General features: G+C 68.7%; 12 protein-coding genes and 1 riboswitch. Of the genes, 5 read left to right on the forward strand and 7 right to left on the reverse strand.

Annotated features, from left to right (window positions below; translation table 11 throughout):
• Window positions 1-134 precede the first annotated feature (134 nt).
• The 5 genes from AB0J58_RS31155 to AB0J58_RS31175 form a co-directional block, all read right to left on the reverse strand.
• Window positions 135-1118, reverse strand: a complete 984-nt coding sequence (locus AB0J58_RS31155; protein WP_364222528.1) for an oligopeptide/dipeptide ABC transporter ATP-binding protein — start codon at window positions 1116-1118, stop codon at window positions 135-137.
• Between the two features lie 59 nt (window positions 1119-1177).
• Window positions 1178-2176 carry an ABC transporter ATP-binding protein gene (locus tag AB0J58_RS31160; RefSeq protein ID WP_364222450.1) on the reverse strand — a complete coding sequence of 333 codons (999 nt, stop codon included), beginning with the start codon at window positions 2174-2176 and terminating at the stop codon, window positions 1178-1180.
• A gap of 14 nt (window positions 2177-2190) precedes the next feature.
• Complete coding sequence (locus AB0J58_RS31165; RefSeq protein ID WP_364222453.1) at window positions 2191-3171, reverse strand: ABC transporter permease; 981 nt, start codon at window positions 3169-3171, stop codon at window positions 2191-2193.
• A 126-nt stretch (window positions 3172-3297) separates the two neighbouring features.
• Window positions 3298-5082: an ABC transporter substrate-binding protein gene (locus tag AB0J58_RS31170; RefSeq protein ID WP_364222456.1), complete on the reverse strand. Its 1785-nt coding sequence runs from the start codon at window positions 5080-5082 to the stop codon at window positions 3298-3300.
• Window positions 5083-5098: 16 nt separating this feature from the next.
• Entirely contained in the window at window positions 5099-6100 is a 1002-nt protein-coding gene (locus tag AB0J58_RS31175; RefSeq protein WP_364222459.1) for an ABC transporter permease, read from the reverse strand.
• A gap of 327 nt (window positions 6101-6427) precedes the next feature.
• Between AB0J58_RS31175 and AB0J58_RS31180 the strand changes: the two genes are divergently transcribed.
• The 5 genes from AB0J58_RS31180 to AB0J58_RS31200 all read left to right on the forward strand — a co-directional run bounded on the left by AB0J58_RS31180 (window position 6428) and on the right by AB0J58_RS31200 (window position 10914).
• On the forward strand, window positions 6428-7243 hold the full coding sequence (locus AB0J58_RS31180) for an oxygenase MpaB family protein (protein ID WP_364222462.1): 816 nt from the start codon (window positions 6428-6430) through the stop codon (window positions 7241-7243).
• A gap of 121 nt (window positions 7244-7364) precedes the next feature.
• A riboswitch (FMN riboswitch) is annotated at window positions 7365-7495 on the forward strand.
• A 329-nt stretch (window positions 7496-7824) separates the two neighbouring features.
• Window positions 7825-8460 carry a riboflavin synthase gene (locus AB0J58_RS31185; protein WP_364222465.1) on the forward strand — a complete coding sequence of 212 codons (636 nt, stop codon included), beginning with the start codon at window positions 7825-7827 and terminating at the stop codon, window positions 8458-8460.
• A gap of 106 nt (window positions 8461-8566) precedes the next feature.
• Window positions 8567-9781, forward strand: coding sequence for a bifunctional 3,4-dihydroxy-2-butanone-4-phosphate synthase/GTP cyclohydrolase II (locus AB0J58_RS31190; protein WP_343979519.1), 1215 nt, complete (start codon window positions 8567-8569; stop codon window positions 9779-9781).
• Window positions 9782-9854: 73 nt separating this feature from the next.
• The gene (gene ribH / locus AB0J58_RS31195; protein WP_343979516.1) at window positions 9855-10325 is read left to right on the forward strand and encodes a 6,7-dimethyl-8-ribityllumazine synthase; all 471 of its coding nucleotides are present in this window, start codon (window positions 9855-9857) and stop codon (window positions 10323-10325) included.
• A 130-nt stretch (window positions 10326-10455) separates the two neighbouring features.
• Window positions 10456-10914 (forward strand): PH domain-containing protein, encoded by a 459-nt coding sequence (locus AB0J58_RS31200; protein WP_364222467.1) that lies wholly within the window; start codon window positions 10456-10458, stop codon window positions 10912-10914.
• A gap of 71 nt (window positions 10915-10985) precedes the next feature.
• Here the strand turns inward: AB0J58_RS31200 and AB0J58_RS31205 are convergent, their stop codons facing one another.
• Both AB0J58_RS31205 and AB0J58_RS31210 read right to left on the reverse strand, forming a co-directional pair.
• On the reverse strand, window positions 10986-11654 hold the full coding sequence (locus AB0J58_RS31205) for a TrkA family potassium uptake protein (RefSeq protein WP_364222470.1): 669 nt from the start codon (window positions 11652-11654) through the stop codon (window positions 10986-10988).
• A complete protein-coding gene (locus AB0J58_RS31210; protein WP_364222473.1) occupies window positions 11647-12987 on the reverse strand; it encodes a potassium transporter TrkG in 1341 nt (446 codons plus the stop codon). The genes AB0J58_RS31205 and AB0J58_RS31210 overlap by 8 nt, the downstream gene beginning before the upstream one ends.
• Between the last annotated feature and the right edge of the window lie 72 nt (window positions 12988-13059).

Below are 13059 nucleotides of genomic sequence, written 5' to 3' on the forward strand. Positions count from 1 at the left end.
GAAGACGACCGGCTGCTGTACATCGGCATCACGGAGAACATCACCGCCCGCTGGGGCAGCCATGCCACCAAGAAGGCGTATCCGCCGTTCTCTCACCGGGGATCACCGGTCGCGAGGACCGGCGACGACCGGCGTCAGGTCTGCAGCGCCGGGTCCAGCACCACGTCCTGGCCGTGCACGGTCGGTTCCTCGGGGAAGTGGCAGGCGGTCAGGTGCCCCTCCCTGTTGCCCTCCAGCCTGAGCAGCGGGGGCTCCTCGGTGGCGCACTTGTCCTGGGCCTTCCAGCAGCGGGTGCGGAAGCGGCAGCCGGACGGCGGGTTGATGGGGGAGGGCACGTCCCCCGCCAGGCGGATGCGCTCGCGCGGCTCGTCGTCCTCCTGCACCTCGGGCACGGCCGACAGCAGCGCGTGGGTGTAGGGGTGGCGGGGGCGCTCGTACAGGGAGGCGCGGTCGGCGACCTCGACGATCTTGCCGAGGTACATGACCGCGACCCGCTGGGAGAAGTGCCTGACGATCGCCAGGTCGTGCGCGATGAACAGGAACGCGATCCCCATGTCCCGCTGGAGCTGCTGGAGCAGGTTGACCACCTGCGCCTGGATGGAGACGTCGAGGGCCGAGACCGGCTCGTCCGCGATGATCAGCTTGGGGTTGAGGGAGAGCGCGCGGGCCACCCCGATCCGCTGCCGCTGGCCGCCGGAGAACTCGTGCGGGAAGCGGTTGTAGTGCTCGGGGTTGAGACCGACGATCTCCAGGAGCTCCTGGACCCGCTTGGTCGTGCCGCCCGGCGGGTTGATCCCGTTGATCTCCATCGGGCCGCCGATGATGGTGCCCACGGTGTGCCGGGGGTTGAGCGACGAGTACGGGTCCTGGAAGATCATCTGGATCTCGGCCCGGATCGGCTTCAGCTCCCTGCGACTGGCGTGGCCGATCTCGCGTCCGGCGTAGCGGATGCCGCCCGCGGTCGGCTCCAGCAGCCGGGCCGCCAGCCGCCCGGCGGTGGACTTGCCACAGCCGGACTCGCCGACCAGGCCGAGCGTCTCACCGGCGTGCACGGTCAGATCGATGCCGTCCACCGCGTGGACCCGGCCGACCTGCCGTTTGAAGACGAGGCCGCCCATCACCGGGAAGTGCTTCTTCAGACCGGACAGCTCCAGCAGCGGCTCGGAGGTCGTCTCGCTCACTTGTGGATCTCCCGCTTCTGGGCCAGGGTCAGGTAGCACGCGTCGCCGTGGCCGCGGTGCGGAGACAGCTCGGGCCGCTCGGAGCGGCACAGCTCGGGCCCCGCCACCTCCATGAAGTCGCACCGCGGGTGGAATGGGCAGCCGGACGGGACGTTGATCAGGCTCGGCGGGGTGCCGCGTACCGGCCGGAGCGGAATGTCCACCGATGCGCTCAACCGGGGCATGGAGGCCAGCAGGCCCCAGGTGTAGGGGTGGCGGGGCTCGCGGAGGACCTCCTTGACGGTCCCGCGCTCCACCGCGCGCCCGGCGTACATCACCAGCACCTCGTGCGCGGTGTTGGCGACCACGCCGAGATCGTGGGTGATCAGGATGATCGAGGTGCCCATCTGGTCCTGGAGGTCCTTGAGCAGGTCCAGGATCTGGGCCTGCACCGTCACGTCCAGCGCGGTGGTGGGCTCGTCGGCGATCAGCAGGTCGGGGTCGCAGACCAGCGCCATCGCGATCATCGCGCGCTGCCGCATGCCGCCGGAGAACTGGTGGGGATAGTCGTCCACCCTGGTCTTCGGCTGCGGGATGCCGACCCGGGTCAGCATCTCGACGGCACGTGCCCTGGCCTCGGCGCGGCTCGCGCCGGTGTGCTTGCGGTAGACCTCGGAGATCTGCTTGCCGATGGTGTGGTACGGGGAGAGCGAGGTCAGCGGGTCCTGGAAGATCATCGCGACCTTGTTGCCGCGCAGCCTCTCCATGGTGGACCTGGAGGCGCCGATCAGCTCCTCGTCGTCCAGCCGGATCTCCCCGCTGATCGTGGTGGTCTCCGGGTTGTGCAGGCCGAGCACGGTCAGGTTGGTCACCGACTTGCCCGACCCGGACTCGCCGACGATGCCCAGCGTGGTGCCCTTCTCCACGTCGAAGGAGAGCCCGTCCACCGCGTGGACGACGCCGTCCTCGGTGTGGAAGTCGACGGTCAGGTCGCGGACCGAGAGGAACGTTGACACTTTCTTCAGGACTCCTAACCCAGCCGCACGCGGGGGTCGATGAAGGCGTACAGGACGTCGACGACGATGTTGAAGAAGACGATCGCCCCGGCCGCCACGAGCACCGTTCCCATCAGCAGGGGCAGGTCGGAGTCCGTGACGGCCTGGATGGAGAGCCGTCCGAGTCCCTGCAGCCCGAAGGTGGTCTCGGTGATGATCGCGCCACCGATCAGCGTGCCGAGGTCCACGCCGAAGATCGTGATGATGGGCGTCAGGGTGCCGCGCAGGGCGAACCTCATCACCACGGTCCGGCCGGACATGCCCTTGGCCCGCGCGGTGCGGACGTAGTCCTCGCTGAGCTGTTCCACCATCGTCGAGCGCGTCATACGGGTGTAGTTGGCGGTGAAGATGATCGCCAGCACCACCCAGGGCAGCGCCAGCCCGCTCGCCCAGGCGATGGGATTCTCGGTGAACGGCAGGTACTGGGGCCGTTCGAGGATCTGGCCCTTGTAGACGAAGACGTAGAGCGCGAGCGTGCCGATGAAGTAGATCTGCACGGAGGCGCCGATCAGGGACGCCACGCTGGCGATCTTGTCCAGTGGCTTGCCCTGGCGCAGGGCCGCGATGATGCCGGTCGCCATGCCGAAGATGAGGAAGACGACCGCCGCGCCGATGGTGAGGGAGACGGTGACCGGCATCCGGTCCAGGATCGTCTCGAACACCGGCTCGCGGTTGACGAACGAGTAGCCGAGGCAGGGGGCCGGGCAGTAGTCCAGGTTCTCGTAGTCGCGGCCCACGAAGATGCCGGCCAGCCAGGCTACGAACTGGGCGAACAGAGGCTGGTCCAGTCCCAGATTGTGCCGCGCCTGCTCAAGGAGGTCGGGCGGGCACACCTTGCCGCAGGCGAGCCTCGCCGGGTCGGCGGGCACGGCGAAGAAGAGGAAGAAGGTGACCGCGGCGATGATCAGAAGCGTGACCGCGGCGCCGAGCGTGCGGCGAGTGATGAATGGAAGCATTGCCTGTTTCCCGAGGTGGCTGGGACCGCTGCGGGGGCCTGACGGCCCCTTGGCCGCGGCCTCGCGGGGGAGTGTCGTCCTACCGCGAGGCCACGGCCGCCGGTGTCTCCTAAGGCTTCGTGGGCGTTACTGCTTCACGAAGATTCTGTTCGGCTGGACGACCCACGACTGCGGGTCGATCTCCGCGCCGCCGATCTTGGAGCCGTGCAGGGTGTTGGCGATCCGGTTCTCGGCGACGACCAGCGGGGTGATCGTCTCCTGGATCTCCTTGTCCAGCGCCATCCACGCGGCGTTCTGCGCGTCGATGTCGGTCATGGCGGTGATCTCGTCCATCTTCTTGGTGATGGCCTCGTCCTTCAGGTGCGAGTAGTTCGGCGCACCGTCGGCGATCGGGCCGAAGATGACGGGCATGACCGTCGAGCCGGACGGCCAGTCGGCGCCCCAGCCGCCCCAGTACAGGTCGAACTCGTTCTTCGTCAGGCCGATGGAGTCGTAGTAGGTCTTGCGGTCCAGCGGCTTGGCGACGACCTTGATGCCGGCCTTCTCCAGGGCGCTCTTGATCACGACGGTGACCTGCTCCTGGACCGGCGTCTGGTTGTAGGCGTAGACGATGGTCGGCGTCGGGTTGCTCGACTCGGCCAGCAGCTGCTTGGCCTTCTCGATGTCACCCTCGGGCTTGGTCGTCTTGTTGAACAGGTCGTAGGGCTGGTAGCCGACCGTGGTGTTCTCGTTGAGGATGGTGGTCGGCAGCGCCGCGGCGGCCGGGCCGCCCATGGTCTGCTGGATCTGCTTGGAGGGCCACGCGTAGTTGATGGCCTGGCGGATCTTCTGGTCCTTCATCCGGTCAAGGTTGAAGTAGTAGTAGTTCCCGTACGGCGAGGGGCTCTTCATCAGGCGGGGCGCCAGCGCGGGGTCGCCGAGCACCTGCTGCAGCCGCTCCGGGGGAACCGTCGCGTAGAAGGTGAAGGCGGTCTGGTCCGGGCCCGCGTCCGCCATCAGGCGGTCGGTGATCTGCAGGGCCTCCTGGCCGAACTCCAGGCGCCACTTGTCGGGGTAGGCGCCGCGGATCGGGTCGGTGGCCGGGTCCCAGTTCGGGTTGCGCTCAAGGTCGATGGACTTGTCGACCACGTGGTTCTTGATGATGTACGGGCCGCTGGAGACGGGGGCCTTGTCGTACTTCTCCTTGGTGTCCTTGGCCTTGGGCACGATGCCGTAGCCGCCCATGGCGAAGGCGTAGTTGGCGTCGGCGTGCGGCGTCTTGAACTTGTAGACGATCGTCTTCTCGTCCGGCGTCTCGATGGCGTCCAGGCGCTTGCCGTCGTACGGGCCCTGGTAGGCCTTCTTGTGGTCGACGTCGGTCAGCCACTGCTGGATGTAGGTCGGGCCCTGGGTGATGAAGGAGGCGAACGTCCGCTCCATGCTCCACTTCACGTCCTCGGACGTGATGGGCGTGCCGTCCTCCCACTTCACCCCGTCCTTGAGGGTGAAGGTCCAGGTCTTGCCGCCGTCAGAGGGGGTGCCGGTGTCGGTGGCCAGGTCGCCGACCAGCTTGTACTCGCTCTTGGCCGTGCGCTTGTAGCCGGTCAGGGTACGCGCGATCAGGAGAGAGAAGTTCGTCTCGGTGTTGACGTAGAGCTGGCCCGGGTCCATGTGGGAGAAGTCGTCCCGGTCGATCATCGTGACGGTGCCGCCCTTGACGACGCCCTCCGGCTCGATGGCGGGACCCTTGGAGTCCTCCGCGGTGCCGACCGTGATGGTCGGCGCCTTGTAGGCCTCCACGGCGGGGGCGGACGCGCCGGCCGAGCCGCTGGGAGCGGCGGGGGCGCCCTGGTTGCCCTCGGCGCACGCGCTGGTGAGTGCGAGCGCGCCTATGGCGAGTACGGCCATCGCTGACCGCGTACGGACTTTCATCTCTCTCCTATCGGATCTAACGCTTGAGCTTGGGATCGAAGGCGTCGCGGACCGAGTCACCGAGCAGGTTGAACGCGATGACGAAGATCAGCAAAGCCGCGCCGGGGAAGATCAGGAAGGTGATGTCGTTCTGGTAGACCTGGGTACCCCGCAGGAACATCCGGCCCCAGTCGGGGATGGGCTCGATCATCCCGACGCCCAGGAAGGACAGGGCCGCCTCGGCGGTCACCATCGCGGGCAGCAGCAAGGTCGACTGGATCAGGATCGGCGTCCACAGGTTGGGCAGCAGCTCCTTGAAGATGATCCGGGCGGGGGAGGCGCCGGTCACCTTGGCGGCCTCGACGAACTCCCGCTCGCGCATGGAGAGCACCTGGCCGCGCAGCAGCCGGGCGATGCCGGCCCAGCCGAAGGCCGTCAGCAGGGTGATGAGCGTCACCGCCCGCAGCCAGACCGGGGTCTCCTCGGAGGGGTCGACGAAGAGGTTCTCCACCACCGGCATGAACGCGATGATGAACAGGGTCGAGGGGAACGACAGGACGAGGTCGATCAGCCGGCCGATGAAGTAGTCGGTCCTACCTCCGGCGTACCCGGCGACGATGCCCATGACGATGCCGATCACCGAGATGAGGATCGTCGCGACCATCGCGATCAACAGCGAGGTCCTGATCCCGTAGACGAGCTGCATGAACACGTCCCGGCCCAGGTTCGGCTCGACGCCGAACCAGAAGTCCGAGCTCATGCCGCCGTTGGGCAGCACCGGGTAGCCGAAGTCGTTCAGCAGTCCCGGGGTGTCCTGGCCGTAGAGGGTGTAGGGGTCCTTGCCGTAGAGCCAGGAGATGACCGGCGCGAGGATCGCGACAAGGAAGAAGAAGATCACCACGCCGGCCGAGGCGATGCCGGTGGGGTCGCGGCGGAAGCGCAGCCACATCAACTGGCCGGGGGAACGGCCCACCGTCTCCGGTGTCTTCACCGCGGGAGGTTCCACGGTGGTGGACGCGGCTGGTGCAGGGATGGTCATCGTGCGGGCGCTCCCAACGAGCATGGTTGAGCCTGATCCCTGGAACCATCGCAAAACAGTCAAGGTCAAATCAATGGTCTGGTCCTTGCTCATTTTATTGTTGTGTAATTTCCACCTGTTTGTAGCTTCAATTCCGTTGACGCGGTGGGGGGGTGGAGTGAAAGAATCGAGGCACTTAAAAGCTGCTTTTCACGGATCTGTGACACTTTGATGACCTGGTCGTGACACCCTCGTCTGGATCCCGTTCCGCTTGTGTCACAGGCCCGGGACATGTGTCCCCAGACCCCCTCAGGTAACGTAATTAACCACTTACGAGGGAGGCGGCGTATGGATCACGGGTTGTTCGGGCCGGATTCGGTGACCTGGAAGGTGATGGGCGAGCCGATCCTGCTCGTCGGAGGCTTCAGGGCGCTGCTCATGCAGGGTCTGCACCCCCGGGCGATGCGCGGGGTCGCGCAGAACTCGGCGCTCATGGATCCCGCGGAGGCCTGGTCCCGCTTCGCGCGCACCACCGAGTTCGTCCGGGTGCGCACCTACGGCACGACCGAGGAGGTCGCCCGCGCGGGGGCCAGGGTCAGGAAGATCCACGCGAGCCTCACCGCCCTCGACCCCGACACCGGCGAGCGGTTCCGCCTCGACGACCCCGCCGCGCTGCTCTGGGTCCATGTCGGCGAGGTCGACTCCTACCTGTCGGTCGCCCGGCGGGCCGGAGTGCGCCTGAGCGGTGAGGAGGCCGACAGGTTCGTCTCGGAGTGGCGCCGCGCGGCCGAGGTCGTCGGCCTGCGCCCCGAGGACGTGCCCGGCTCGGTCGGCGAGATGGACGACTACATCCGGGCCTGCCGTCCGGGTCTCTACTTCGCGCCCGAGGTGCCCCACCCGCTCAGGCAGTCGCTCAACGCGCCGCTCCCGGCGCGCCTGACCCCGCTGAAGCCGGTGTTCCCCATGGTCACCCTGCTCGCCTTCGCGACCCTGCCGCGCTGGGCCCGCAGGCTCTACGGGCTGCCCGCGACCCCGCTGGGGGACCTGTGGGCGACGGTCTCCCTGCGGGCGCTGCACACCGGCATCGGTCTGGTGCCCGCCCCGGTGCGCTACTCCCCGGACGCGCGGAGGGCCCGGAAGGTGATCGCCGAGCACGCGGCATAACTTGACCAAGCGCTCGCTTGGTCCATATGCTGGAGGGGTGTGCGGTGCGGTTTGCCGGACATGGCACACTGGTGTACGGGAAGCGGGCCGCCTGTGGCGCGCTTCCCGAGGCAAGGCAGAGCAGCGTGCTCCGGGGTCGGTGAAATTCCGAGCCGGCGGTTACAGTCCGCGACCCGGTCGAATCCATCGACCGGTTGACCTGGTGAAACTCCAGGACCGACGGTTAGAGTCCGGATGGGAGGAAGCGCGCGAGCGGAGAGTGCCCTTTGGCGCCCTCCGCTGATCGGGTGTACGCACCCGTCGAATTCCCCGGGGCCCGCCGTGGCAGACAGCTACTGGCGAGTAGGAGACCTCGGGTGACTGATCGGACGCGGACGCGCCCAGTGGCCGGGCACGCCCCCCACGGGCATGGCGCCGCCGGCCCCCACCATTTCCTGACCGGGCACACCGGCCTGTCCCGCTCTCCGAGCGCGGGCCCCGACGGCCCCCACGCGGCTTCCCGCCCGTCGGCGACGTTCCGTCTCCGGTCCCACGACACCTCGGCCGCCCGCCTTCGCGCGGTCCCCCGCAAGGAGCTGTGAATGTTCACCGGAATCGTCGAAGAGCTGGGGGAGATCGCCGGGATCGAGCAGCTGGGCGACGCGGCCCGGCTGTCCATCCGGGGCAGGACGGTCACCTCGGACGCCGGGCACGGCGACTCGATCGCCGTCAACGGCGTCTGCCTGACCGTGGTGGACGTGGCCGGTGAGGTCTTCACCGCCGACGTGATGAAGGAGACCCTCGACCGCAGCTCCCTCGGCGCGCTGAGGCCCGGCTCCCCGGTCAACCTGGAGCGCGCGGTCCGCGCCGACCAGCGACTGGGCGGCCACATCGTGCAGGGTCACGTGGACGGGACGGGCGTCCTGCTGTCGCGGGAGCCCGGCGAGCACTGGGAGGTCGTCCGCGTCTCCCTCCCGCCCGACCTCGACCGCTACGTGGTCGAGAAGGGGTCGATCACGGTCGACGGCATCAGCCTGACCGTGGTGAGCGTCGGCTCCGGCGGCTTCACCGTCAGCCTCATCCCCACCACCCTGCGCCTGACCACCCTCGGTGCCAAGCAGCCCGGAGACCCGGTGAACCTCGAGGTCGACGTGATCGCCAAGCACGTCGAGAAGCTCGTCGGCGCGTACGCCCCCCCGAGCACGGACGGCCGGGCCGGCCGGGGGGACGAACGGTGAACCGAGCGGAAGCGGGATTCGAGGCACCCGTGCCGGTCCCGGTCGAATTCGTCAACTGGCTCAAGGAGCACAGGTCGCGGACCGTGCTCGTCCCCGAGGAGGCCGTGTGATCAAGCTGGACCCGATCGAACGCGCGATCGCCGACACCCGCGAGGGCAAGGCGGTCGTGGTCGTCGACGACGAGAACCGGGAGAACGAGGGCGACATCATCTTCGCTGCGGCCAAGGCCACGCCGGAACTGCTGGCCTTCACCATCCGGCACAGCAGCGGCGTGGTCTGCGTGCCGATGCGCGGTGAGGACCTCGACCGGCTCGGCCTGCCGCTGATGGTGCACGACAACAGGGAGCGTCTGCGCACCGCCTACACGATCAGCGTGGACGCCAGGGACGGGGTGAGCACCGGGATCTCCGCCGCCGACCGGGCCCGCACGATCCGTCTGCTGGCCGACTCCGCGACCGACCCGTCCGAGCTGGTACGGCCGGGTCACGTCTTCCCGCTCCGCTACCGGGAGGGCGGTGTCCTGGTCAGGCGCGGTCACACCGAGGCGGCCGTGGACCTGGCCAGGCTCGCCGGGCTGAGCGAGTCCGGCGTGCTCGCCGAGGTCGTCAACGACGACGGGACCATGATGCGGCTGCCGGAGCTGCGCCGCTTCTGCGACGAGCACGACCTGGCGCTCGTCTCGATCGAGCAGCTGGTGGAGTTCCGGCGCAGGACCGAGCGGATGGTGACCAGGGTCGCCGAGACCCTGCTGCCGAACAGGTTCGGCGTGTGGCGGGCCTACGGCTTCGCGAGCTCGGTGGACGGCGGTGAGCACCTGGCCCTGGTCTTCGGCGACATCGAGGACGGCGAGAACGTCATGGTCCGGGCGCACTCCGAGTGCCTGACCGGCGACGTGCTCGGGTCGCTGCGGTGCGACTGCGGGGTGCAGCTGGAGCACGCGATGTCCCGGATCGCCGCCGAGGGCCGAGGCGTGATCGTCTACCTGCGCGGGCACGAGGGGCGCGGCATCGGGCTGCTGGCCAAGCTGCGGGCGTACAGTCTCCAGGACGCCGGCAGCGACACGGTCGACGCCAACCTGGAGCTCGGACTGCCGGTGGACGCGCGGGAGTTCTCCAACGCCGGGCAGATCCTCGCGGACCTGGGGGTGAAGTCGATCCGGCTGCTGACCAACAACCCGGCCAAGCTGCGCGGCATGGACGGCTACGGCATCAAGGTGATCGGCCGTGAGCCCATGCCGGTGGCGATGAACCCGTACAACGAGAAGTACCTGTCGGTCAAGCGCGACCGCCTTGGCCACGACATCCCCCAGGAGCGCCAATGAGCGAGCGTGGCGAAGGAGCCGGTATGGACGGGGTGTTCGCGAACGCGAACCGCGAGCGGAGCGAGTTGATCGGATGAGTGGGACAGGACGGCCGGTGGCGTCGGCCGTGGACGCGCGGGGGCTGACCGTCGGCATCGTGGCCGCCCGATGGCACGGGGAGATCACCGATCAGCTCGTGGCGCGGGCCGTGCGGGCCGGAGAGGACAGCGGCGCGGAGGTGAGCGTGGTCCGGGTGGCCGGATCACTGGAGATCCCGGTCGTGGTGCAGGCCCTGGCCAAGCGCTGCGACGCGGTCGTCGCCCTCGGAGCCGTGATCCGCGGTGAGACCGCCCACTTCGACTACGTCTGCGACTCCGTCACCGCGGGCCTGACCCGGATCTCCCTCGACGAGCAGGTCCCGGTCGGAAACGGAGTGCTGACCTGCGAGTCCCTCGACCAGGCCGTGGACAGGTCGGGGGTGCCGGGCAGTCACGAGGACAAGGGCTACGAGGCCACCGTCGCGGCGCTGGAGACGGCGCTGCTGCTGCGCGAACTCCGCTCCTAGAGCACCCGGACGCACCCCGCCGCGCCGTGTGATCGGTGCGGCGGGGACGTGCGATAGGTTGCCATCGGCACCGTGACCAGCCGTCACAGCCGTTTTGATCGGTGGTTTCCCGAAGGATCGTGATCTGAGAGTGAGCCCGGAGAGCGTCTCCCCGCCCCCGTTGCCCGTCGTCTGGCGGCCCAAGAGCGGGCGGATCGTGGCCTACGGCTTCGCGGGTGTGATCACGCTCGGCGCCATCCTGATGGCGATCTTCCTGCCGGCGCCGTTCACGCTGGCCGACAGGATCGGGATGCTCGTGCTGGGCCTTCTCATCGCCGGGGCCCTCCACCTGCTGGGGCGGTGCCGGGTGGAGGCCGACGAGCGGGGGATCACCGTCGTCAACCCGCTGAGGGTGCGTCGTTACGAGTGGGCCGAGGTGCTCGGGGTCACCCTGACCGACCATGAGCCCTGGGCGAAGATCGACTTCGCCGACGGGATCACGGTCGGCGCCATGGGCCTGCAGGGATCGGAGAAGAAGCGCACGACGCGCCAGGTCAGCGAGCTCGCCGCCCTCATCAGGGAGCGCGGCGAGGCGGACGAGGCCCGCTGAACCGCCGGCGGGCCGGTCACCCCGACGCCGCCGTCACCGCCTGAACGCGCCGGATCGGGGGTTCTCGGCGCTCAGGTCTCCTCGGCGAACCGCTCGGTCTTGTCGGTGTCGCCCGCCACGAGCAGGATGTCGCCGCTCTGCACCACCGTCTCGGAGGTGGCGTAGGTGAACCCGCCGCCGGGCTTCTTGATGCCGACCACGGTGACCCCGTACTCGCTGCGGATGCCCAGCCGGGCCAGGCTCTTGCCGTCCGCCCACCCGGGCGCCATGGTCTTGATCAGGGCGTAGCCCTCGTCGACCTCCAGATAGTCCAGCATCCGCCCCATGACCAGGTGCGCGACCCGCTCGCCCATGTCGTGTTCCGGCTGCACCACGCGGTGCGCGCCGACCCGCTGCAGGATCCGGCTGTGCTGCAGACTGATCGACTTGGCCCAGATGTCCGCCACCCCCAGGTCGGTCAGGATCGAGGTGGTCAGGATGCTCGCCTCGATGTCGGTGCCGATGCCGACCACGGCCCGGCCGAACTCCTCGACACCGAGCTGCCGGAGGGCGTCCGGGTCCGTGGAGTCCGCGCACACCACGTGGGTCAGCCTGCCGGAGAAGTACTGGACGTTCTTGGGGTCGTTGTCCACGCCGAGCACCTCGACGTCGCGGCTCACCAGCTCCGCCGCCAGCGCGCCGCCGAACCGCCCGAGACCGATGACCACGACCGCGTCGCTGCGGTTCTTCTTGTCAACCAACGAGGGGACGCTCCTCCGGATAGCGGAACCGACGGGTCTGGACGTGCAGCGCCAGCGCCGCGCCCAGGGTCACCGGGCCGAGCCGCCCGACGAACATCAGGACGGTCAGGATCAGGTGCCCCGCGGTGCCGACGTCGGCGGTGATCCCCGTCGACAGCCCGACCGTGCCGAAGGCGGAGATCACCTCGAACAGTACGCGGTCGAGCTTGAAGGGGGTCGCCATCATCAACGCGAACGTTCCCACCGCGACCGACGCCACACTCAGCAGCGCGATCGTCAGGGCCTGGCGCTGGAGCTGCTCGGGGACGCGGCGGCGGCCCGCCGAGACGTCGGGCTCGCCGCGCAGCTCGGCGAGGATCACGAAGCCCAGGAGTGCGAACGTCGTCACCTTGATGCCGCCCCCGGTGCTCGCGCTGCCCGCGCCGATGAACATCAGCACGTCGCTGACCAGCCAGGAGTTCTCGCTCATCTGGGAGGTGTCGATGGAGTTCAGGCCGCCGCTGCGGGTCATCGTGCTGTGGAAGAACCCGGCCATGATCCGCAGGCCCGGGGAGAGACCGCCCATCGTGCCGGGGTTGTTCCATTCGATGACGGTGATGGCCAGCGTCCCGCCGAGCAGCAGCACCGCGGTCATCCACAGCGTGATCTTGGCGTGCAGCGTCCAGCGCGACGGGCGACGCCAGTTCTCCCTCAGGACGGCGTAGACCGGGAAACCGAGGCCTCCGGCGATCACCGCCAGGGCGAGCGGGAGGCAGATCCACGGGTCGGTGACGAACCCCATGACGCTGTCCGACCAGAGGGCGAACCCGGCATTGGTGAATGACGAGATCGCATGAAAAATCCCGTAATAGATGGCGCGGCCGACCGGCTCCCCGTACCCGGTCACGAAGCGGGCGGCGAGCGCGGTGGCGGTCAGCACCTCGGCGATCACTGTGACCTTGGCGACTCCCACGATCACCCGTCGCACGTCGCCGGGCCCGAGGGTCTTGGTCTCCGCCTGGGTGTTGAGCCGGGCACGCAGGCCGAGCTTGCCGGAGACGAGCACGGCCAGGATCGAGGAGAGCGTCATGATCCCGAAGCCGCCGATCTGCATCAGCACCATGAGCACGATCTCGCCGAAGAGCGACCAGTGCGCCGCGGTGTCGTGCGTGGCCAACCCGGTCACGCAGACCGCGGAGGTGGCGGTGAACAGGGCCGACGTCCACGAGGCGTGCTGACCCTCCTCGACCGCCACCGGCAGCGACAGCAGCCCGGTACCGGTGATGACCACGGCCAGGAACGCCACCACGACGACCCTGGACGGGGTGTTGATCTGGCCGAGGAAGTTCTTCACGGGGGCTGAGGATACTTCTTCGAGGGGCGGCGGTACGCCTGTCCGTCCTCGGTACCCGGCGCCGTCCTGTAA

It is taken from the genome of Streptosporangium sp. NPDC049644, assembly GCF_040675205.1.
GTDB lineage: Bacteria > Actinomycetota > Actinomycetes > Streptosporangiales > Streptosporangiaceae > Streptosporangium > Streptosporangium fukuiense.